Below are 23360 nucleotides of genomic sequence, written 5' to 3'. Positions count from 1 at the left end.
AAGGACCACACATGAACGACGCGATTGTGACGACCACCCGAGCCTGGACCATCGAAGACGTGCGGGCAGCCGCCGCACACTCACTGGGCCTCGTGTCGTGGACGGAAACATCCGACGACGAAAACCTGCTCGAGTACGGCATGGATTCGCTGCGAATGATGCGGCTCGCGGGTGCGATGCGCGCCGGCGGCTACGACATCCCGCTACGACAGCTCGCCAAGAACCCGACGATAAACGGCTGGTACCGCCTGCTCTCCGAGCAGGCCGACACTAAGGCGCGATCCCTATGACGTCGATCTCCGCACCAGATGTCCGGCTCCACCAATCGGAGCTACTGCGGCTGATGATCGGGCACTGGGTCAGCAACGCGGTCGGCGCCGCCGCCGAACTCGGTATCGCGGACGTGCTGGCCGACGGCGACCAGCCGGTCGACCGGATCGCGACCGAGGTCGGCGTGGGCGCGGAATCGCTTGCGCGCCTGCTCCGATTCCTGCAGGCGCTCGGACTGGTCGAGCGCGATGGCTCGACGTACTCGCTCACCGCGACCGGTGAGTTGCTTCGGACGGATCATCCGAGCTCGATGCGCAACCTCGTGAACCTGTACCAGGAGCAATACTTCGCCGACGCGTGGAGTGAGCTGGTACCGGCACTGCGAGTCGGCGAGCAGCCGTTCGCGAAGGCGCACGGCGAGTCTGTCTTCGAGTTCCTCGCCAGTCGCCCGGACGCGCTGGCCGTCTACAGCTCCGGCATCGCGGTGGGGAGCGCGTTCGTCGCCGAGTTGCCACATGTCGTCGACTTCGCAGGCAAGAAGGTCATCGATGTCGGCGGCGGCGACGGCACGCTGCTCGAGACCGTGTTGGACGCGACTCCGACGGCCACCGGTCGTCTGATCGAACGTCCCGCCGCGGTTGCCGCGGGGGAGCGGCGCCTCGCGCCGTTCGTCGAAGAGCGTCGCGCCGACGTTGTCGCCGGTGACTTCTTCGCCGGTCTGCCCAGCGGTGGCGACGTCTTCATCCTGTGCCGAATTCTGCACAACTGGGACGACAATGCGTCCGCGGCGATCTTGCGGAACGTCCGCGCGGCGATGACGGCGGGCTCGAGTCTGTTGATCGTCGAGCGGGTGCTCTCCGATGACGAGCCGACCCCGGTCACCACAGCGTTCGATCTGCACATGTTCGTCATGACGAGCGGTCGGGAACGATCGGTCGACGAATACCGCCGGTTGCTCGTCGAGACCGGCTTCGAGTTGGTCGAGGTGCGTGATCTCCCGCTCGAAATGAGCGTCGTCGAGGCGCGTGCGGTGTGACCGCCGCGCTGACGCAAGCGAGCGTGATCGTCGACGAGCTCATTCGCTGCGGCGTTCGTGATGCGGTGCTGTGCCCGGGTTCGCGGAATGCGCCGCTGGCATTTGCGTTGCATCGCGCAGATGCGGAGGGCAAGGTCCGGCTGCATGTTCGGATCGACGAGCGCAGCGCTGCGTTTCTAGCCCTCGGGCTGGCAACGGCGACAGCGCGTTTGGTACCGATCATCACGACGTCCGGCTCGGCTGTGGTGAATCTGGCCCCGGGCATTCTCGAGGCGAGCTATGCGAACCTTCCGCTGATGGTGGTGTCGGCGAACCGGCCGGGCGAACTGCTCGGCACTGGTGCGAGCCAGATGATCCTGCAGTCCGGAGTGTTCGGCGCCGAGGTGCGGGCCGAGGCCACACTTTCCCAAGCCGACTACGACTATCCGCCGGACAGTCAGCGGCTCGTCCAGCACAACATTCGATGGCGAGCGACAATCTGCCGTTTGGCAGCGTCTGCGCACGGGCTGCGGGACGGTCATCCCGGCCCAGTGCATCTGGACGTCCCGTTCGCTGAGCCGCTGGTCGGGCCGCAGCCGGTCGACGTTCCGCTCGGTCGCGACGACGGCGGTCCGTGGACTGCGATCGAGCCGGCCCGAATGGACGCTCCCGTCACCGTGGACCTCACCTTGAACACGCTGGTGATCACCGGTCATGGGGCGCGCGAGATCCCGGAGCTGGCCGGCGTGCCGACCATCGCGGAGCCGTCAGCACCGGCAGTGTCGAATGCGGTGCATCCGCACGCCATCGCGCACCTGGCTCCGCAGCAGGTCGTTGTGGTGGGGCGTCCGACGCTGCACCGCCAGGTCGTTCAGCTGCTCTCGTCGCCTGCGGTCCGAATCGTGGTGATCGCGGCAGAGAAGAGTTGGACGGATGTGTCCGGGACGGCTAATGCAGTCGGGCGCAGTGTGCGCGTCGTCGGCAGGTCTGCGGTGGACTGGTTGCAGATGTGCGAGCGGGCGTCCGATATCGCGTACGGAGCGGTCGGTCGTGCTCTCGACTCGGTCGACGAGACGACCGGTCTGCACGTCGCGCGCGCATTGACCCGCCAACTGGTCAGCGGTGACACCTTGGTCATCGGATCGTCCAATCCCATCCGGGATATCGCGCTCACCTGGAAACGGCCGTGTGGCGTCACGGTGGTCGCGAATCGCGGTGTCGCGGGCATCGACGGGCTGGTCTCGACTGCGGTAGGCGCGGCGATCGGCAGTTCGGGTCGCACGATCGCGCTGCTGGGCGACCTGACCTTCGCCCACGACAGCGGCGGCATGCTCGCCGGTCCCAGCGAACCGATGCCGAAAGACCTGACCATAGTGGTCGCGAACGACAACGGTGGCGGCATCTTCAGCTTGCTCGAGCAGGGCGATCCGGCCCACGCGGACGTCTTCGAGCGGGTCTTCGGAACACCGCACGAGACCGACTTCGGCCAACTGTGCGGAGCGCACGGAATTCCCCATCAGATCGTCACCGAAGGTGAGCTCGTCGACGTTCTGGCCAGGAAGGCGAACTCCAGCAAGGGTCTTCGGGTCGTCGAAGTACGGACCTCACGGGTCGGGCTGCGGGACCTGCACGGTGAGATTCGCAAGGAGATCGAAGCCGAGATGAGCGGCTATGCACAGTCCGCGCTGGCTCGGGAGTGACAGGACGCGAGCGGCGGTCGACACCGGGGGGTGTGGACCGCCGCTCTCGCTTCGGCTGCTACTTGCCGGCGTTGACGATCGCCGGTTCGAGCTTGTCCAAGATGTAGGGCAAATTCAGCGGTGTCGGCAGGTTCAGGGCGGTTCCGGTGAGGACGTCCAAGAACGCGAGGCTGTTCTTCGATACCGACGGCAGCCCTGGGTAGCCGGGCAGGTCCTTGAACAGGGTCTGCATCTCCGGAGTAGCGGTCGCGACAAGCAGGTCGGAGTTCAGGTCGGCGAGACGTTCCGGCGACAGCGAGATTCGGCTGTTGCCGCCCGCACCCTCGACCAACTTCGGCGGGAGGGTCATTCCGAGGCGAGTGAAGAGTTCGCTGGAACCGTCCTTCGCGTCGACGAGCACCATGAGTTGGGTGGGCGACGCCAGGTAGGACGTGAGGAACGTCTTGCCCTTGATTCCCGGGTTCTGCGCCGCGATGGCGTCGATTCGGCCGTTGATGTCGTCGATGACCTTGGTCGCCGCGCTTTCCTTGTGCAAGACCTTGCCCAATGCCGTGACCTGATCGGTCCACGAGCTCACTTCGGACGTGCTCAGCGCAGGGATTGTCGGTGCGACCTGGGACAGCTTCTCGTACTGCGCTTTGTCGATTCCGTACCCGGGGGCCAGGATCAGGTCGGGATTGAACGACACCGTCTGTTCGACCATGTCGCCGCCGGAATTGATCGTCTTGACGTCTTTCAGCGATTCAGGCTCCCACGGTGCTGGAGTGCCGGTCATCTTGCTGACGACGTCGGAGTACGCGACGGGCGTGACACCCAAGGCGAGCGCTGCATCCAACCACTGACCGTCGAGGACGACGATGCGCTCCGGCACACCCTTGACCGTGGTCTCGCCGAGCGCGTGCGTGATGGTCACGGATTCGCCGTGGGTCGAGTCTGCGGAGTCGCTGTCGGAGCTGCAGCCGATCGAAGCGAGAGCGACGCCGCCTGCAATGGCAGCGATCGCCATGCGGCGCCAACCCCTCTTGGTGCTGCGAAATGGTTTCAACGTTCGTACTCCTCATCCGGCTGCTCGGTGCAGTCCTGAATTTAGGTAGGCTAGCCTAGCCTAGCTAATGCCTACGAAAGCGAGACCATGCGCGTTGTGACGTTCGGCTATCAGACCTGGGGATACAGGACTTTGCAGGCCTTGATCGACTCGGACCACGAAGTCGTGCTGTCGGTTACCCATCCGGCGAGCGAGCACGCGTACAAGTCGCTCTGGTCGGACTCGGTCGAAGACCTCGCCAAGGGGAACGACATCGACGTGCACATCACCGAACGCGTGGACCGGGAGACGATCGACAAGGTCGCCGCAGCCGCACCCGACGTCATCGTCGTGAACAGTTGGTACACCTGGATGCCTGCTGAGCTGTACAACTTGCCGCCGCACGGGACGCTGAATCTGCACGACTCGTTGCTGCCCAAGTTCGCCGGATTCTCGCCGGTGCTGTGGGCCGTGATCAGTGGTCACACCCACACCGGGCTGACGGTGCATCGAATGGACGAAGAACTCGATGCCGGCGACATCCTGGTGCAGCGCTCGATCGAGATCAGGCCGACCGACACTGCGCCCGCGTTGGTCGAGATGACGATGGACCTGATCCCGGACGTATTGAAGGAAGCGTTGGCCGAGTTGGAGGCCGGAACCGCTACCTGGACGCCGCAAGACCCGGCGGAGCGGACGTTTTTCCACAAGCGGTCCGAGAGCGACAGCTTGATCGATTGGCGACTGCCCGCCGAGGACCTGGAGCGGTTCGTCCGTGCACTCGCCGATCCGTATCCGAACGCGTACACGTTCTACCGCGGTCAGCGGCTGCGGATCGTGGACGCCGCCGTCGCGAAGGTCCGATACGGCGGCACTGCGGGACGAGTGTTCGTGCGCGAGGGTGACGGCATGGCGGTCGTCGTCGGCCCCGATTCGTTCCGTGGGCACAACCTCGGCCTGTTGATCAAGAAGGTCCGTACCGACGATGACACCGTCCATGTCGCCACCGATTTTCTCGCGCGTGGCGGCTTCTTTGCGAGCACGGTCGATCGGTCCCAGCGGTAGATGTTAGGCTAGCCTACGCTAAGCTACGAACGGCCTGGCGTCGTGAACCAACGACCGAATTCCGCCAGAACACGGAGTAGTCAGAATGGCTCGAAGCCTTGCGTGGAGCCGGCAGTTTCACAAGCCGAGTGCCGCGGACAACCCCACGCTGTTGATATTCCCGCACGCGGGAAGCGGCGCATCGACGTATCGCACGTTCTCGAAGAAGCTGAGCGAGACCTTCGATGTCGTCGTCTTCCAATACCCCGGACGGCAGGACCGTGCGCGCGAAGAAGCTGCGGAGACACTGCCCGAACTCGCCCACGGCGCGCTGGCAGAGTTCTCGACCTCGACCTTCAACCGGGGCGGACCCATCACCATCTTCGGCCACAGCATGGGTGCCATCGTCGCCTTCGAGTTCGTTCGCGCCGCTGAGGCCGCCGGACTCGACGTTCGCCTCTTGACCGTGTCGGCAGCTGTTGCTCCCGATTGCGTCGAGGCGCAACCGAATCACCCGGCGTCCGACGACGCGATCCTCGATCACCTCGAGACGTTGAACGGGACTGGTGCCGCGGTGCTCGGCAGTCGCGAGATCATGAAGATGGCGCTACCCGTGATCAAGAAGGACTATCGGGCGTTCGACAGCTATTCGTGCGCAGCGGGCGTGAAGGTCAATGCGCGCATTCACACCGTCGGCGGCGACGACGATCCTTTCATCACCATTGCCGACCTGCGCGGATGGTCGCGACATTCGGATTCCGGCGTCGACGTCACCGTATTCGATGGCGGACATTTCTACTTGAACGACAACATCGACGAAATTGCGGAGCTGCTCACGCCTGTGCGCAGCACGACGGCATGAGCAGCGCACCAGCCGCGGCTCGCGATCACATCGTCATTTCGGGGATGGCCGTCGAGGCTCCCGGCGGCGTCGACCGCCTCGAGTCCTTCTGGGCCGTGCTGTCGGAAGGACGCGAAGTGATCGGCCCGATGCCGCGCGACCGCGGCTGGCCGCTCGGCGAACTGCTGACACTGGGGGAGCGCGAAGGTTGGGGCGCGGTGCCCGACGCGGGCGGGTTCCTCGACAGCGCAGCAGATTTCGACGCACTGTTCTTCGGCTTGTCGCCACGTGAAGCGATCGCGATGGACCCACAGCAGCGGGTGATCATGCGCCTGGCCTGGCGTGCGCTGGAGAATGCCGGCGTCAACCCGGCGTCCGTCGCGGGCGAGGAGGCCGGCTGCTACATCGGCGTCTCGCTGAGTGAATACGGGCCACGAGCAGGCTCGGCCAACGAGTTCACCGGGCACCGGATCTCGGGTTACGCGCTCGGGTCGGTCTGTGGTCGGGTGTCGCACAGCCTTGGTCTGACCGGGCCGTCCACCAGCGTCGACGCGGCCTGCGCGTCATCGCTTACGGCATTGCATCTCGCCGCGAACGCTGTCCGCGCCGATGAGTGCGAGTGGGCGCTGGCAGGCGCGGTCTGCGTTATGGGCTCACCCGCTCCGTTCTACGAGTTCGCGAAGAACAACGCTCTCGCGGTGGACGGTCACGTGCGGTCGTACGCGGACGACGCGTCCGGAACGGTGTGGGGTGAAGGCGGCGGCGTGGTCGTCGTCGAACGGGAATCCCGTGCCCGACGGCTCGGCCACCGGATCTACGGTCGGGTGCTGGCCACGAGAATCAACCACAACGGCAAAGGCAAACCGATCATCGTGCCCAGCGCGGAGGCGCAGGAACGGTTGGTTTCGAAGACGGTCGCTGCCTCGGGCATCGATCCCGGTCTGGTCACGATGATCGAGGGCCACGGAACTGCGACGCCCACCGGCGATCCGCTGGAGTTGACCGCGCTGCAGAACACCTACGGCGCAGCAGGCACCGGACCGCTGTTGGGCTCGGTCAAAACCAACTTCGGCCATGCCCAGGCGGCGTCCGGGATTCTCGGGCTGCTGAAGGTTTTGGTTTCCGCCGACAACGGTCAGATCGCACCGAGCCTGTACGCCGACAATCCGACAACGCAGGTCGACTGGGATCGGTCGTCGTTGCGGTTGGCGACCAAGTTGGAGCACTGGGAGCCGACGGACGGCGTGCGCTACGGCGCCATGTCCTCGTTCGGTGCTGGGGGTTCGAACGCTCACGCGATCATCGCGATGCCCGCCGAGAAGGAGCAGGACAATTCCCGCCTATGAGCTTCCGGACGGAACCGTACCGGTTCTCGTCTCGTCGGATTCCGCAAGTTCGCTGCGCACCGAGGCAGCCGCGCTGTTCGACTATGCGACGGCACATCCCGAAATAGGGCCGGACCGAATTGCGTCGATGCTGTTTCGTACCCGCGTCGCACGCCGCTACCGCGCCTTGGCGATGGTCGCCGACCGGGACGAACTGCTTGCCGCACTGCGGGCGATCGCAGCAGGCGAAGAGCATTCCAAGGTGGTCGCGACCACGACACCGGCAGCGAGCCACCGTGTCGGGTACGTCTTTCCAGGTCAGGGCGGCCAGCATCCCGGAATGGGACGGCTCTTCTACGACCGCTCACCCGCATTCAGGGCCGAAATCGACAGCTGTGAGGCAGTTTTCCAGGAGCTCTACGGTTCCTCGCCGTTGTCGTACGTTCTCGAAGACGAGGGTCCGATCGACGCGAACGTCAAGATCGTGCAGCCCGCAATGTTCATGCAGATGGCCGGCCTCGCGGCGATGTGGCGCTCGTACGGGGTGGCGCCGTCGGTGACGGTCGGTCACAGCCAGGGCGAAATCACCGCTGCCTACCTGTCCGGCACTATCTCGCAGCGCGACGCGATCCGCGTGGTGACGACCCGAGCCGTCGTCGTCGACGCGATCGTCCCCGAGGGCTACTCGATGGCGGTCATCGGCATCGGCCGCGACGAATGCGAGGCCCTGCTCGCCCGCCATTCGGGGTGGATGGAGCTGTCCGTCATCAATGCACCGAACCTGATCTGCATCTCCGGCAATCGGCCGGCAGTCTGCGACATCGTCGACAAGCTGGTCGCGCAAGGGACCTTCGCCAAAGAGATTCGCGTTCAGTACCCCGCGCACACCTGCATGCTCGACGACTTTCAAGACGGCCTGCGCACTGCGATCGCTGGAAAGACCGACAGCGACGTGTTCTTCGAAACCGATATTCCGTGCATCGGGGCAACGCTCGGCGATGCGATCACGGCCGATCTCCCCGTCGACGAGTACTGGTACTGGAATCTGCGGAACAAGGTCCGCTTCGACCAGGCGATCACCACGGCCGCGACAAGACATGGCATCGATACTTTCGTCGAGATCGCCGACCATCCGACGCTGATGTTGGCGGTGCAGGAGAACTTGTCGACCGTCGTAACAGATGGCGCGTTCCGAGTGGCGGGCACGTCCCGACGGACCGCACCGGACCTGGGGGAGTTCACCCGGAATCTCGCGACCATCGCGGTACACGACGCGAACTATCCGTGGGAGGTGCTCCGCACCGACGATGATGCGCCGGTGGAACTGCCGCTGCGCGGCTTCCCGACCGTCGTGATGAACGACCGCAAACTCTGGTTGCCGTATCTGTCCGACGAAGCCCTTGCCGCGGATGCACCGGCCACGTACCCGCACCGGCTCGTCGAGACCTGGGTGAAGTTGGGTCGGCGGTCGTTGCTCGAGCCCAGGACCATCGCGGTGGTGGACCTCGCGGATGCCAACGGCGACCTGGTCACGGCGCTGGAAGCGGAAGCGATCGAGCACGGCGCGACAGCACGTCGACTCGTGCCCGAGACGAGCGGATTCGACACCTTGGTCGTGCTGCTGCCGGAGCCGACCGAGCTGGATGCGACGGCAACAATTGCGGCGGTCGCGCGGTTCTTCGGTGACCGCGAGTGGTGGCCGCAAGTGCGCGCCGGGCTCGTCGACTGCTGGTTGGTGACGACGAGTGGCGAAACTGTGCTCGACGGCGACGCTGCGCCGGAATTGTTCAACGGTTCGGTGAGTGCGGGGTTCCGTTGCATCGGAACCGAATACCCGGACATTGCTTTCCGGCACCTCGATCTATCGCTGGATCGGCCGAAGCCGGAGCAGGCCGCGGCCGTCGTGTCGGCGCTGCACACTGCGACAGAGTCCGAGCTGGCGTTGCGCGGCGGGAAGGTCTACGTGAAGCGGCTCGTCGAAGCCGCACCCGCAGCCGACGAGGCATTCGACGCGGACCTGTCCCATGTCGTCATCACCGGCGGCACCGGCAAGCTCGGCCTGGAATTCGGCGAGCACTTCGCTCGTGCAGGCGCGGAACGGATCACGCTGCTCAGCCGGTCCGGCGAGAGTGCGGCCACCGCAGACCGGGTACGCAAGATCAGGTCGATCGGTAGTACCCAGGTCGCCGTGATCGCGTGCGACATCGGCGACGAGGCGGAGGTCGCCGAGCTGAGCGCAGCGCTGGCACCGGCCAGCCTCATCGTGCACTCGGCGGTCGACTACTCCGATTCCGAATTCGCCGACATCACTGCCGAACACGTGGAGTCAGCCGCACGAGCCAAGGTCGTCGGGGTCGATAACGTGTTGCGCGCGTTGCATCGCACCGAGCAGGCCCGCGTCGTGCTGTGCTCGTCGATCGCCGCGAACTTGGGTGGCCGTGGCCAAGTGATTTATGCGGTCACCAACCGAATCCTCGACGTGCTTGCTCAGCGGTTGCGCGCTGACGGCATCGACGCGGTTGCCATCGGGTGGGGCATGTGGAGTGTCCATTTCGACCTCGACGCCGCCGGACTGGCTCGATTGCGGAGCACCGGCGTGATCCCGATGGCGCCGGCCGATGCGATCGCTGTCGGTCTGACCGACGACCGTCGCAATGCGATCGTCGCCGCTGCCGACTGGTCGGTCGTGCGATCGGTGTTGGGGTCGTTCGGGTACGGACCGTTGCTGTCCGAACTCGGTGAGCTCGATGCGCCGCCAACAGTCGTCAAACCCGCCGATGCCGCGCCGGCTGTTGCAGTACCGGTTCTCGCAACGCCGAGCATCGACTTCGCGAACGTCGTCCTGCATGAGCTCAACCGCGTCATGGGCATCGACGACGCAGACCTGATCGACACGTCGATACCGCTGGTCGCGCTCGGTCTCGACTCACTGCAGGCGCTGGACTTCCGCAAACGGGTCAAGTCGTCGCTCGACCGGGAGTTGCCGGTGTCCGCGATTCTCGGCGGTGCGTCGCTCGATGAAGTCGTTCGACTTCTCGTGCAGAACTAGCCGCAAATTTCCAACACGCTTAGGGGTTTCGTTCCATGTCGGAAGATGTTCTCGAACGTCGCAAGCAACTGCTCCGCCAGCGACTGATCGCTGGCGGTATCGCAGCCCCTGCGCCTGTTGTGGTTGCGGCACCCCGCACTTCGGACCGCAATCCGCTCTCGGACGGCCAGCGGCGGATGTGGTTCCTCCAGACCCGCGACCGCGACGACACCACCCTGAACGTCGGCGTCGCGTATCGCCTGGTCGGGCCGATCGACACCGAACGGCTGCACGCGGCCTTCACCGCGCTGGTCCTGCGGCACGAGATTCTGCGGACGACCTACGCGGTCGACGACGAGGGCGAGCCGTTCCAGATCGCGACGCCGGACGGCGATCTGGTCTGGCAGGAACACGACCTCACCGAGTTGCCTGCCGCCAGTCGGGAGCGTCGGCTCGAGGTGCTCATTCGACGAGAATATGGCCACAGCTTCGACCTTGCCGTCGAGCGCCCGTTGCGGATCAGCCTCGTACGGACCGGGCCGGACCAGGTCGTTCTCGTGCTGGTCACGCACCACATCGCCTGGGACGACGATTCCTGGAGCGTATTCTTCGCCGACGTCAACGCCGCGTATGCGTCACAGGCTCCGTTGCCGACCTTGGCAGCGCAGTTCGTCGACGTCGAGGTACTCGGCGCTGCTGACCGGTCCGCCGCCGAACCCGCCGAGCTCGACTACTGGCGCTCGCAGTTGCAGCCACTGCCGGAGCCGCTGGAACTGCCCGCTCGCCGTAGCGGCGCCGCATCGAAGCGGTCCGAGACGGTCAGTGCGGCGCTCTCGCTCGACGCAATGACACAGGTCGACGGGCTCGCGCGCAAGCATTCGGCGACCTCGTTCATGGTGCTGCTCGCAGCGTTCGAAGCCGTGGTCAATCGATACACCGCGTCCTCGGACTTCCTGATATCGGTGCCTGTCACCGACCGGCGGGGCGCGGCGGACTCGCTCATCGGCTACTTCGGCAACAGCCTCCTCGTCCGCGCGCAGTTCGACCCGCGAGTCGATTTCGATGCGCTCGTCGACACCACGCGCGAGACCTGCGTCGGCGCGTTCGCCCACCAGAAGCTCGGCATCGACCGCGTGATCAGGGCGGTCAACCCGGGACGCGTAGCCGGCCGAGATGGTCTCGCCGGACTCGTGGAATTGAGCTTCAGCGCGCGCATCGATCGTGTGGCCTTCGAGTTCGACGGCGTCGCCGTGACACAGCTCGATGTCGGCAATACGGTCTCGCAGGAGCCGCTCGCGTTCATGGTGGTATTCGGGCGCACCGGCACGCACGTCGAGGCGCATTACCAGCGTGATGTGCTCGAGCGAACGGTCGTCGAGCAATTCTTGGACAACTACGTGCGATTCCTCGACGCCGCGCTGGCCGACCCGTCGCTGAGGATCTGCGATGTCGACATGCTCGGCGAGTCCGGACGCGGCAAGGTGCTCAGCCAGTCGCACGGGGTGCTGACAAAGCCGCAGTTCAGCACCTTGACAGCGATCTTCGAAGCGCAGGCGACTAACAGCCGAGACCGGATCGCGATCACCTCGGATACCGAGAAGTTCACCTACGGCGAACTGAATGCCCGCGCGAACAGGCTGGCGCACTGGCTGATCGCGCAAGGAGTTGGGCCGGAAGACATCGTGGCGTTGCAGTTGACCAACTCGGTGGAATTCGTCGTCGCGGTGTTGGGAGTCCTCAAGTCCGGCGGCGCGTACCTTCCGATCGATCCCGCCTACCCGCAGGATCGCATCGACTATCTGATCGACGACGCCAAGCCGCAGTTGCAGTTGACTCTCGACGACCTCGCGGCCGCCGAGACCGCAGCCGCAGCACTCAGCGAGGCCGACCCGACCGACTCGGACCGTCGCTCACCGCTGCGACCGGACAACCTCGCCTACGTCATCTACACGTCGGGCTCGACCGGTAAGCCGAAGGGCGTGCAGGTCGGGCACGGTGCGATCGCCGAGCACTTGGAGAGTTTCAACGCCGACTTCGGAATGACCGCCGACGACCGTTTGCTGCAGTCGTCCTCGGTGAGCTTCGATGCATCGCTGCTGGACATCTTCGTCACCTTGACCCTCGGCGCCCGTTTGGTAGTGCCGAAACCGAATGCGTTCCGCGACGTGCGATACGTGGCCGACGTCATCACGGCCCAGGGCGTCACGGTCCTGCATATGGTGCCGTCGATGTTGAGCAGCTTTCTGCTGCTCCCGGAAGTGCGTGATTGGCATGCGCTGCGCTTCGTGCCGGTCGGCGGTGAGGTGCTCCCGGGCGAGGTGTGCGAGAAGTTCGCCTCGATCCTCGACGCCACCCTGCGCAACCACTACGGTCCGACCGAGGCGATCGTCTCGTCGACGCACTACGCAGTCGAGGAACCCCAAGGCACCCGCATCGTGCCCATCGGGACGCCGAACCGCAACGTCTACCTCTACCTGCTCGACGACGCCCTACAGCTAGTACCGACCGGAGTGGTCGGCGAGATCTACCTCGGTGGTGACCAGGTAGCGCGCGGATATCTCGATCGACGCGGGCTGACGGCCGAGCGCTTCGTCGCCGATCCATTCCATCCCGGCGGCCGGATCTACCGAAGCGGCGACTTGGCGCGGCGCAACACCGACGGTGACCTGGAGTTTGTCGGTCGGTCCGACCAGCAGGTCAAGGTCCGCGGGTTCCGTATCGAGTTGGGCGAAGTGGAAGCTGCGATCGCGGCTCACGACGATGTCGCGCATTGTGTCGTCATCGCGACCGAGCGTCCGGAAATCGGCTCGATCCTCGTGGCCTATGTCGTACCTGCGGCCGGTGTCGAGTCGATCGACGCCGACGAGGTGAAGACGCGCGTGGCTGCGACGCTGCCCGAGCACATGGTCCCGACCGCCGTGCTGACGATCGACGAAATTCCGATCACGGCGCACGGCAAGCTGGATCGTGCTGCACTGCCGGAGCCGATGGCAGCGTCGGCTGCCGAGCATCGCGCGCCGAGCACGCCGACCGAGGTCCGTCTTGCCGCGCTGTTCGCCCGAATCCTCGGCCGCGACACGGTGGGCGCGGACGATTCGTTCTTCGAACTCGGTGGACACTCGCTGCTAGCGACCCGACTGGTCGCGCAGGTGCGGACCGAATTCAATGTCGACATCGATGTCCGCACTCCTTTCGACGCTCCGACCGTCGTTGGACTAGCGAGCGTCATCGACGCGGAGGCCATGATCCCGAAAGGCGCGCAACGTCCACCGATCACCAGACGCGACCGGCCCGAACGCGTGCCGCTGTCGTACTCGCAGCTGGCGATGTGGTTCCAACGTCGGCTGGAGGGTCCGAGCGCGGTCGGCAATATTCCGCTGGCGGTACGGATCGACGGTCCGCTGGACGAGGAAGCGCTGGTCGCCGCGATCGGCGACGTCGTCGAGCGCAACGGGTCGCTTCGCACCACGTTCCCGGAGCACGACGGCATTCCGTTTCAACAGGTCAATCCTGCCGCGTCGGTCGTGGTCGGTCGCACGCAGCTCGACGGTGACCAAGAGCGGCTCGATCGGGAATTGGCCGAAGCCGCGCAGCACAGTTTCGCGGTCGAATCCGAGCCGCTCTTCCGGCCGCACCTGTTCACCCTTACCGACGACGTGCGCGTGCTGTCGCTGCTCGTGCACCACATGGTCGCCGATCATTGGTCCTTCGACGCGTTGTTCAAGGACCTGGCGACTGCGTATGCCGCGCGCCGAGCCGGGTCTGGCGCACCGGACTGGCCGGACCGCGAGCTGCAATACGCGGACTACGCGATATGGCAGCGCGAACTGTTCGACAAGGCGCCGGGCACCGGCGCGGTCAGCGGGTTGGCACAGCAGCAGATCGACTACTGGCGCACGGCGTTGGCCGGCGCACCCGACGAAATCGTTGTAGCGCACGACCGTCCGCGGCCTGCGAGCCTCGGTGTGCGCGGAGCAGCCACGTCGTTCAGCGTGCCTGCGCAGCTGCGCGAACGACTGAAGGCGACCGCCGAGCTCGTCGGCACGACCGAGTTCATGGTGTACCAAGCCGCGCTCGGAACGCTGCTGCACAAATTGGGCGCAGGCGACGACGTGCCGGTGGGCACGCCAATTGCGGGGCGCGTCGACGCGGCGACCGACGATTTGATCGGCCTGTTCGCGAACATCGTCGTCCTCCGGACCGACTTCACCGGGGATCCGACGATGCGCATGATCCTGTCGCGCGTGCGCGACGACGCGCTCGGCGCATACAGCAACCAGGACATCCCGGTCGAGCGGCTCGTCGAAGCGCTCAACCCGCCGCGAACCAGGTCACGAAACCCGCTTTTCCAGGTCATGCTGCATTTCCGCGAGACCGCGCCGGACCGAGTGGATCTCGCTGGTTCAGCTCTGACGGTATTGCCGTTCGACTTCGACATCGCCTACCTCGACGTGAGCGTGAGCTTCTTCGCGGATGCCGAGGGTGGATTCGACGGCGGCGTGATCCTCAATACCGATTTGTACGACGAGGCATCGGGACAGGAATTCGCGGACCGACTGCTCCGAGTACTCACCTCGTTCGCCGATGACGTCGACGCCGCTGTCGGCGATGTCGACGTTCTCACGCGAGGCGAGCGGGTGCAGCTGCTCGAGTGGGGCCACGCCAACCAGCTCGATCTGGAGGCGGCGAGCACGGCACCCGACCTCAGCGTCGACGATCTCGCGCAGGTGCTGTTCGGAGGCAGTGATCCGATCCGGGGTCGGCCCGCGCCTGGCGTCCGCGCGCTCGTGCTCGATTCGGCAGGCCGACTTGTCCCGCGCGGTGTGGTCGGCGAGCTGTACCTGGGCGGGTCCGGGCAGGGCGATCGGGTGTTCCGTAGCGGCGTCCGAGCCCGGTGGGAATCGGATGGCGTGCTGGTGCTCGTCGTTCTGGAGGAGAAGCGCCAAGCGCAGGAGGCTGTTCTCGCCGGTGCAGCCGCGACCGACACCGAGCACCAACTCATCGAGCTGCTGGAAGAGCTGCTCGAGATCGAGGATGTGGGCCGCGAGGACGGATTCTTCGCGCTCGGTGGCGACAGTGTCATCTCGATCCAGTGGGCTGGCCGAGCAACGCAGGCAGGCCTGCCGCTGACGCCGCAGATGGTGTTCGAGTACCTGACGATCGCGGAGCTCGCGAGTGCCATCGACAGGGCGCTCGACAGCGGCGTCACCGCCGAGAAACCAGCCGAGCCCGTCGTCGAGCAGTCGCACGCCCCGATGGCGGTGTCTGGCTTGAGCGAGGATGCGCTCGCAATGCTCGGTTCGGCGTGGCAGGCACGACAGTGACGACGGTCGACCGCACCCAGCCCGCCGGTATCGAAGACGTTCTCGCACTGAGCCCTTTGCAGGAAGGGTTCTTTTCGCTCGCGCGGATCGCCGACGAGGGCGTCGACCTGTACACGATGCAGTTCGTCATGGAGATCGTCGGACCCGTCGACTTGGAGCGTTTGCATCGGAGTTTCGACGCGATGTTCGTCAGGCATCCGAACCTGCGGGCATCGTTCTGGGACCAGGACCTGCCGCGGCCAGTCCAGATCGTGCCGACCTGGGTCGATGTTCCGTGGTCGGAAATCGCGGTTTCCGCCCACGAGCTGGACGAACTCGAAGTGTCGGAGCGGCGCCGCAACTTCGACCTCTCCCGCGGACCGCTCTGGCGAGTGGTCATCGCGACGGCAGGTGAGTCTCGTCGCCTGATCCTCACCGCCCACCACATCCTGTTGGACGGCTGGGCGATGGCGGTCTTCTTCCGCGAACTGATCGCGATCTATGACTCAGGTGCCCCCGAGCTGCTGCCGACCCCGCGACCGTATCGGGATTACATCGGGTGGCTCGCCCAGCAGGACACCGCCGCCGCAACGAAATCCTGGGTCGACTATCTCGATCGAGTGAGCGCACCGCTGATGCTGGCCGAGGGCGATTCGGCGCAGGTCGGCCGGGTCGTGCCCGGATCGACACGGTTCGAGCTGGATCCGGAGTCGACGGCGACGCTGCGGACCTGGTCGCGCAAGCACGGACTCACCTTGAACACCGTCACGCAGTTTGCGTGGGCTGTCGTCCTCGGAGCATTGACCGATCGCGACGACGTCGTGTTCGGCACGACTGTTTCCGGTCGCCCCGAATCGCTCGCGGGCGTCGAGACGATGATCGGGCTTTTCATCAATGCGGTCCCGATGGCGGTTCGCCTCGATCGTTCCGCATCGATCGTCGAGCAATGCGCCGCGCTGCAACGGGAATCCGCGGCAATGCGCGAGCAAGGCTTCCTCGGCTTGTCGACCGTGCAACGCGCCGCTGGGCACGATTCGTTGTTCGACACCTTGTTGGTGTTCGAGAACGCGCCGATCGGCGCAGCGACCGCCGCGATTCACACGCGCGACGGTGCGCAGTTCGTGCCGAAGACGATGGAGAGCCTCGCGCACTATCCGCTCACCGTCGTCGCGTACGTCCTCGACGAGACGCTCGTCTTGGAGATCGAAGCCGTGACAGCAGCGCTGCCGCACTTCTCGGCCGCCGACATCGGTGCGCGGTTGCTGGCTGTCCTGCGTCGATTGCCTGACAGCACAGGCGTTGGCGAGCTCGACCCACTGCTGCCGGGCGAACGTGCGGATCTCCTGCGGTTGGCCACCACGCCTGCACTCGACGATGTCTCGGACGTCGGCATCGCCGAGCAGTTCGCGCGCCAGGCCGCGCGCACGCCGGAGGCGATCGCGCTCACGACGGCGGCCGTGCAGTTCACTTACGCCGAGTTGGCTGCGGCCGCCGGAGCCCTCTCCGCTGAGCTGACCGCGCGCGGAATCGGTGCCGAATCGGTTGTCGCGCTGGCACTGCCACGGTCCGAGCGGTCGATCATCGCCATCCTCGCCACGCTTGCCGCGGGTGCTGCTTACGTACCCGTGGATGTCGCCGCACCGATCTCACGCATCGAATCGGTCCTGCGGCAATCCGCCCCGGACCTGGTTGTCTCGGTTCGCGACAGTGCGCCCTTGCTCGGTGATTTCGATGTCGACGTTTTCACGATCGACGACCCAGCACTCGGTTTTTCGGCGGAGTTTGCTCCAGTGGCAGCGCGACCCGACCAGTGCGCATACCTGATCTTCACGTCAGGATCGACAGGTGAACCCAAAGGCGTGATGGGTACTCACGCCGCCCTGTCCAGCTATTTCGCCGACCACCGAAACCGCGTCTATCGACCCGCGGTAGCCCGCCTCGGTCGAAAGCTCCGGATCGCACACGCCTGGTCGCTCAGCTTCGATGCGTCCTGGCAACCGCTGGTCGGGCTACTCGACGGGCACGAAATCCACTTGTTCGACTCGGCGGAGATGCGGGATGCCCAAGGTGTGGTCGATGGCATCGCCGCCCGACGGATCGACATGATCGACACCTCGCCGTCGATGTTCGCGCAGCTTTCCGATGCCGGCCTGCTCGGCGACCGATCGTCGGCAGCGCAGCTGTCCGTGCTCGCGCTCGGTGGTGAGGCGATCGGTCCGCAGCTGTGGGCGCAGTTGCAGGTGCTGCCCGACACCGACGTCTACAACTGCTACGGACCCACCGAGACGACTGTCGAAGCTTTGGTCGGCCCGGTCACCGCGCAGCGTGGATCCAGCCTGCCACCGAATCTCGGCGGGCCGACAGCAGGAACAACGGCATACGTTCTCGATTCACACCTGCGGCTCTCGCCGATCGGTGTGGTCGGCGAGCTGTATCTCGCGGGCGGACAGTTGACGCGCGGTTACGTCGAGCGCCGCGCGAACACCGCGGACCGTTTCGTCGCCGACCCCTTCGCCGCAGGTCGTCGCATGTATCGCACGGGCGACCTGGTGCGTCGGCTCCCGTCGGGTGAGCTGACGTTCCTCGGCCGCGTCGACGATCAAGTGAAAATTCGCGGCTACCGCGTCGAATTGGGCGACATCGAAGCCGAATTGCGCAGGCTGTCCGGCGTCTCCGCGGCTGCGGTCGTGGTGGTGCGCCGCGCTGCAGGGCCCGCGCTGGTCGGCTTCGTTGTCGCCTCCGGCAAAGAACCGGCGAAGCTGCGGACCGAACTGGGCGAGCACCTTCCGGCCTACATGGTGCCGACGCGCCTTGTCGTGTTGCCGAGCCTTCCCATCACATCCAACGGCAAGCTGGACACTCGCGAATTGGTCGATGCGGCAGCGAAATTGCTGGTTGCCGGGAGCGCGTCCGATTCCGGCGCACTGCCCGGTACGAACACGGAGAAAGCACTCGCCGGTGCGTTCGCCGAGGTGCTCGGCGGTCCCGCGCCCGGCATCGACGAGGACTTCTTCGATCTGGGCATGGACAGTGTCGTCGCGATCTCGCTGGTCAATCGGTTGCGCAGGCAGTCGGTGCCGGTGAGTCCACGAATGGTGCTTGCAACACCGACAATCCGCGATCTGGCTGCGGCGATCGACGCGGCGGCGCTGCGAGCGACGGCCACCGAGCACATCGGCTACGGCGAAATCGAGACCGTGCCGAACTTCGCGTGGATGTTCCGGTACGGCAGCTTCCGGCGCGCTTGCCACACGATGGCGCTCACGCTTCCGCCCCGGGTGAGCGATGCCGACCTGGCCCTCGTGCTGCAGGCCGTGCTCGACGGTCACGACATGCTGCGCTCGCGGCTCGTCGAGACACCCGACGGACCTCGTGTTGTCACACGCGAGCCGGGAATCGTCAGGGCGGCCGACATTTTGGTGACGACGGATGCGGACATCGCGCAAGCGGCACGCGCCGCGGTCGACGGGCTCGACCCACACGCTGGGGCGATGGTCCGGGCAGTCCGGCTCGAACGTGACTCGGGCGAGTTATTGCTGCTCGCCGTTCACCACCTCGCGGTTGACGCGGTGTCCTGGCGCGTGCTGTTCGCCGACCTGGCAGACGCGTGGTCGCAACTGACGGAGACGCCGTCGGTGCCGGTCCTGCCGCCCGAGCCGACACCGTTCCGGGATTGGGCACAGGCATTGCGCCGTCGTGCTGACGCGCCTGAGGTTCTGGCGCAACGCGACTACTGGATTGCGCAGGTGGCGGGCGACGACCCGGTCCTGGGCGAGCGCTACCCGGACCCGACGACCGACACGTGGTCGATGCTGAAGATCGCGCCCGCGGATTCATCGGTCGAGACGACTCGGGTACTCCTCGGCAAGTCGGGACAATTGCGCGAGCTGCTGCTCACCGCGCTGACGACCACCATCGCCACCTGGCGAGCCGAGCGCGGGCAAGACGGCGCAGCAGGAATGCTCGTCGCGCTGGGTGGCCACGGACGCGAGGACGAGGCCGTCGGTGGTGCTGTCGACACTGCGAACACGGTCGGTTGGTTCACCACTCTCTATCCGGTTCGACTGGGCGCTGGGCATGACCACGCGAGCCCGGATGCGCTGATGGACGCTGTCACCGCGGAGCTCGATGAGGTTCCGCACGGCGGCGTCGATTACGGCTTGCTCGCGTATACGAATCCAGTTCCTGAGCTGGCACACGCGCGTGATCCGCAGGTGGCGTTCAACTACCTGGGCCGGTTCGATCTGGGTGGTCCAGACGTGCCACTCCACTGGTTGCCGTCAGCGGATAATGCTGTGCACCAACAGCTTCCGATAGCGCCCGAGCCGGACTTCCCGTTGCGCTTTGCGGTCGACGTCTACAGCGCGATCCGTCCCACCGTGGCGGGGCCGCAGCTGGTCACAAGCTGGCGGTGGAACAGTGCGGCGATGACCGCGGACCAAGCAAACCGACTGGCTGTGATTTGGCAGGAGACCGTGGAAAAGGTCGCGGCAAGCCTGCAGTTTCGTACGAGTTGACCGAATCGGTGCGAGGCGCTACCGTTCGGCCGGTGAAGTTATCTAAGGTTATGCTTACCTTTGTTGCGATGGCTGGGCTGGCCGCTTCGGTCGCCGGTCTCGTCGCCCCCACCGCCGCCGCTGCGCCCGGTGGCGACCGGCTCGTGTTCCTGATTCCGGGCCAGGAGCCCGTTCCAGGAACCCTCGCGCTCGACATGTACAAGGACATGGACGCGCGGCTCACCGGCCTCGGCTACAAGGTCGTTCTGGTGCCGACCGGTGGCCTGGACCTCGTCCGCGAGTCGTACGTGGTCAAGGATGCCGTCGACAACGCGACTCGCGGGGCCAACGTCGAATCGATCGCGCTCGTCGGGCACAGCTACGGCGCACTGAGCGCGCGCAACTACATCCGCGCGCTCGGCGGCGTCGACGTCGTCGATACCTACATCTCGATCGGTGCGCCGCAGTACGGCACCCCGGGTGGCTGCTTCCAGCTGCCGGGCTCGGGCTTCGATGGTTGCCCCGTCACGCCGTTCATCAACTCGCTGAACACCGGTGACGACACTCCCGGCAACATCAACTACTACTCGATTCGCGGAACGACCGAGCCCGTCGACGGTCGCCTCGATGGTGGGCAGTGCCGCATGACACCTGTTCCGGACGTCAACCACCTGTCCGAGGTAGCCGATCCGCGGGTCATCGATCTCACTGTCAGCGCGCTGCAGGGGAACTGCGTCGGCACATTCGTCAACGATCCGGACGGCTCGATCAGCGTCGGCCAGACTCTGCTCCCCGGCCCCAACTGATTGACCGGTCCACGTGAAACGTCACGCGAATTTGGAGACCACCCGAATCGCGGCATCACGTGGACCGTTGAACCGAGTGCTCATCGCGGCTTTGCTCATCAGTCGCGCGCCTGTCAGCAGGCGTTGAGTGTGCTTGCGCCGCTTGCGATCGTATCGACGCAGGGCCTCGTCGACGTCATGAGAGACGAGGGCCTGCCCGAGCGTCGCAGCGTCGATCAGGGTTTCGCAAGCGCCCCGTCCCAGGTTGGGCGCCATTGCGTGCGCCGAATCGCCGATCAGCGCGATATTGCCGCGGACGTAGCTATCGAGCTTCGGCATCTGCTTCACGTTGTAGTGAATGAACGAGTTGGTGTCGATGCGGTCCAGTAGCTCGGTCACGTCGGAATGCCAGTGGCCGAAGTTGCTGCGCAGGAACGCCATCGGATCGGCCGGCATCCGACCGTCCGCCGGCTGACGGTAAGCGGCGAACCAGTTCGTGACGCCGCCGTCGCGAGGGCTGATGCCGAAGATCTTCTCTTCGTCCCAGGTCTCGGCCACCGTGTCGGTCGTGCCATGTGCGCGGCCGATCAGCGCGCTGAAGCCGAGAAATTCTGGATCGACCTGATGCCCGACCACAGCGGTCCGTACGCGGCTGTTCACGCCGTCCGCTCCGACAATCACGTCGTACCCGCCCAAGTCGGCGACGTTGTCGATTGTCGTCGAGAACTTGACGATTCCGTCCGGCAACGTGCTCGCCAGAGACTCAAGCAGGCGCGGCCGCGAGATCAGGACCGCCGTGTCGCGAATGTCGATCTTCGCCAGCGTCGAGCCGTCCGCTCGGCGGAAGAGTCCGTGCTTCTGCTGACTGCCGATGCTGCGAACGCGGTCGCCGACGCCTATCGCGTCGAGTGCGACCAGGGCCTCCGGCCACATGCCGAGTGCAGTTCCGGTGTCGGGCAACGCTGCGGACCGTTCGAAAACGTCGACTATCCAGCCGTGCTGGACCAAGTAGTTGGCGGTGGCAAGCCCGCCGATTCCGCCACCGATGATTGCTGCTGATTTCGTCATACGAAAGACGTTACTACGGATGTAGTGAAATTACTACGGGTGTAGTGTGACATGTATGACCAGCAAGCGTGAACAGGTGTTGGACGCCGCGATCGAGTTGCTCGGCACGAAAGGTTCGCGAGGACTGACGCACCGAGGGGTGGACGAGATCGCGGCGATGCCGACAGGGTCGACGTCGAACTACTTCCGCACACGCGAAACGCTGCTGGCCGGAGTTGCGGGCCGCCTCGTCGAACGCGACCACGCCGATTGGGACCAGCTCGGCCAACTACCGACTCCGCAGACCGCGGCGGAACTGATCGACAGCGCAGTTGCTTTGCTCATGCATTCCCTCGGACCCGAACGAACGCGGACCGCAGCGCGCTATGCCCTGTTTCTCGAGGCCGCAGCGACCGAAGAACTGCAAGCCCCACTCCTGGAAGCGCGCCAAGGTCTGGTCACCTGGGTCGTCGGCATGATGGCGACCGTCTCGAAGCAGCCCGAGATCGACGCACCGATTCTGATGGACTACTTGGACGGCGCGATCTTGCACCAGCTCACGATGCCGGTCGCCGATTTCGATCCCCGCCCACGGATCACACATCTGGTCACATCCCTACTGTGAGAGTCACACGAACAGGAAGGGAACCAATGGACTGGACTCTCGAGGTCGTCGTACTACCCGTCAGCGATATCGAGCGATCGATCGAGTTCTACCGCGACAAGGTGGGGTTCCATCTCGATCACCACACGAAGAACGAACACATGAGCGTCACCCAACTGACCCCGCCCGGCTCCGGCTGCTCGATCGTCTTCGGCGATCTACCCGCACAGAAGCAAATGGAACCCGGATCGATGAAGTCACTGCAGCTCGTCGTCGCCGACGCCGCGGCAGCGCGGCAAGAGCTGCTCGACCGAGGCGTCGAGGTCACCGAACTTCAGGTCATCGCGCCCAGCGACGGCGGCACGTTCTTCGGCTTCGCCGATCCAGATGGCAACTCCTGGGCGGTGCAGGAAATCAAGGCTCGTGCCGAGAATCCCCTCATCGCGAAGGACGCGAACGCTCGGGCTTGGGCTGAACAGGGCTAGACGCCGAGTTAGTTAACTCACAACGTTTGGTCGTCGCTATGACCGGGTATTTCGCGGATTCGCGTGCTCGAAGAGCCGAAATCGGAGCGTAAAGGGAGGTCCCGCCGCTCGTCTACACTGGATACACGGGCCGACCTGTGTAAACAGTCGATACGAGACGCGCAGCTAGAACGTGATTTTAGGTCGCCCTAAGTTGGTATCGGCACCCGGTTCTGACTTATCGTTTCCTCTTACGCCGGATGCACAATGGTCCGGCAGCCGAGCAGCCGAACCCAGTTCGAGGGTACGGGGAAAGCTGATCGGAGGTGGTGCACACGTACGCGTGTCGCCGCTCCGCATTGTCCTGGGTGAACAACACAGCAGGCACGCAACACAGACGACCATCAGCGCCGC

14 protein-coding genes are annotated in these 23360 nt (G+C 65.3%); 12 read left to right on the top strand and 2 right to left on the bottom strand.

Annotation, left to right across the window (positions count from 1 at the left end; all coding sequences use genetic code 11):
* The first annotated feature begins 11 nt into the window (after positions 1–11).
* Genes FGL95_RS09570 through menD form a run of 3 tightly spaced genes read left to right on the top strand, consistent with a single transcriptional unit; the run spans position 12 to position 2985 of the window.
* A complete protein-coding gene (locus tag FGL95_RS09570) occupies positions 12–290 on the top strand; it encodes a phosphopantetheine-binding protein (RefSeq protein WP_169586019.1) in 279 nt (92 codons plus the stop codon).
* A complete protein-coding gene (locus FGL95_RS09565) occupies positions 287–1306 on the top strand; it encodes a methyltransferase (protein WP_169586018.1) in 1020 nt (339 codons plus the stop codon). The genes FGL95_RS09570 and FGL95_RS09565 overlap by 4 nt, the downstream gene beginning before the upstream one ends.
* Entirely contained in the window at positions 1303–2985 is a 1683-nt protein-coding gene (gene menD, locus FGL95_RS09560; protein ID WP_169586017.1) for a 2-succinyl-5-enolpyruvyl-6-hydroxy-3-cyclohexene-1-carboxylic-acid synthase, read from the top strand. The genes FGL95_RS09565 and menD overlap by 4 nt, the downstream gene beginning before the upstream one ends.
* 58 nt (positions 2986–3043) lie before the next feature.
* On the opposite strand, the gene FGL95_RS09555 is transcribed toward menD, so the two are convergent.
* The gene (locus FGL95_RS09555; RefSeq protein ID WP_169586016.1) at positions 3044–3991 is read right to left on the bottom strand and encodes an ABC transporter substrate-binding protein; all 948 of its coding nucleotides are present in this window, start codon (positions 3989–3991) and stop codon (positions 3044–3046) included.
* A 126-nt stretch (positions 3992–4117) separates the two neighbouring features.
* Here FGL95_RS09555 and FGL95_RS09550 point away from each other — a divergent pair, with 126 nt between their 5' ends.
* The 7 genes from FGL95_RS09550 (at position 4118) to FGL95_RS09520 (ending at position 20852) form a co-directional block, all read left to right on the top strand.
* Positions 4118–5074: a methionyl-tRNA formyltransferase gene (locus FGL95_RS09550; RefSeq protein WP_169586015.1), complete on the top strand. Its 957-nt coding sequence runs from the start codon at positions 4118–4120 to the stop codon at positions 5072–5074.
* An 85-nt stretch (positions 5075–5159) separates the two neighbouring features.
* On the top strand, positions 5160–5915 hold the full coding sequence (locus tag FGL95_RS09545) for a thioesterase II family protein (RefSeq protein WP_169586014.1): 756 nt from the start codon (positions 5160–5162) through the stop codon (positions 5913–5915).
* On the top strand, positions 5912–7240 hold the full coding sequence (locus FGL95_RS09540; protein WP_169586013.1) for a beta-ketoacyl [acyl carrier protein] synthase domain-containing protein: 1329 nt from the start codon (positions 5912–5914) through the stop codon (positions 7238–7240). Before FGL95_RS09545 ends, FGL95_RS09540 begins: the two co-directional genes overlap by 4 nt.
* 52 nt (positions 7241–7292) lie before the next feature.
* Positions 7293–10268, top strand: coding sequence for a nocobactin polyketide synthase NbtC (gene nbtC / locus FGL95_RS09535; protein WP_240962925.1), 2976 nt, complete (start codon positions 7293–7295; stop codon positions 10266–10268).
* Positions 10269–10303: 35 nt separating this feature from the next.
* Positions 10304–15571 (top strand): non-ribosomal peptide synthetase, encoded by a 5268-nt coding sequence (locus FGL95_RS09530; RefSeq protein WP_169586012.1) that lies wholly within the window; start codon positions 10304–10306, stop codon positions 15569–15571.
* Positions 15553–20067 carry an amino acid adenylation domain-containing protein gene (locus FGL95_RS09525; RefSeq protein ID WP_338079794.1) on the top strand — a complete coding sequence of 1505 codons (4515 nt, stop codon included), beginning with the start codon at positions 15553–15555 and terminating at the stop codon, positions 20065–20067. The genes FGL95_RS09530 and FGL95_RS09525 overlap by 19 nt, the downstream gene beginning before the upstream one ends.
* 68 nt (positions 20068–20135) lie before the next feature.
* Complete coding sequence (locus FGL95_RS09520) at positions 20136–20852, top strand: esterase/lipase family protein (RefSeq protein WP_169586011.1); 717 nt, start codon at positions 20136–20138, stop codon at positions 20850–20852.
* A 21-nt stretch (positions 20853–20873) separates the two neighbouring features.
* On the opposite strand, the gene FGL95_RS09515 is transcribed toward FGL95_RS09520, so the two are convergent.
* Positions 20874–21899 (bottom strand): FAD-dependent monooxygenase, encoded by a 1026-nt coding sequence (locus FGL95_RS09515; RefSeq protein ID WP_169586010.1) that lies wholly within the window; start codon positions 21897–21899, stop codon positions 20874–20876.
* Positions 21900–21954: 55 nt separating this feature from the next.
* Here FGL95_RS09515 and FGL95_RS09510 point away from each other — a divergent pair, with 55 nt between their 5' ends.
* Both FGL95_RS09510 and FGL95_RS09505 read left to right on the top strand, forming a co-directional pair.
* Positions 21955–22503 carry a TetR/AcrR family transcriptional regulator gene (locus FGL95_RS09510; RefSeq protein ID WP_169586009.1) on the top strand — a complete coding sequence of 183 codons (549 nt, stop codon included), beginning with the start codon at positions 21955–21957 and terminating at the stop codon, positions 22501–22503.
* A 26-nt stretch (positions 22504–22529) separates the two neighbouring features.
* A complete protein-coding gene (locus tag FGL95_RS09505) occupies positions 22530–22967 on the top strand; it encodes a VOC family protein (RefSeq protein WP_169586008.1) in 438 nt (145 codons plus the stop codon).
* The last annotated feature ends 393 nt before the right edge of the window (positions 22968–23360 follow it).

Origin of the sequence: Antrihabitans stalactiti (assembly GCF_012932915.1) — a bacterium.
In the GTDB taxonomy this organism is placed as follows: Bacteria; Actinomycetota; Actinomycetes; order Mycobacteriales; family Mycobacteriaceae; genus Antrihabitans; species Antrihabitans stalactiti.
The sequence above is the reverse complement of the archived record's forward strand: the minus strand, read 5'-3'. Positions and strand labels throughout refer to the sequence as shown.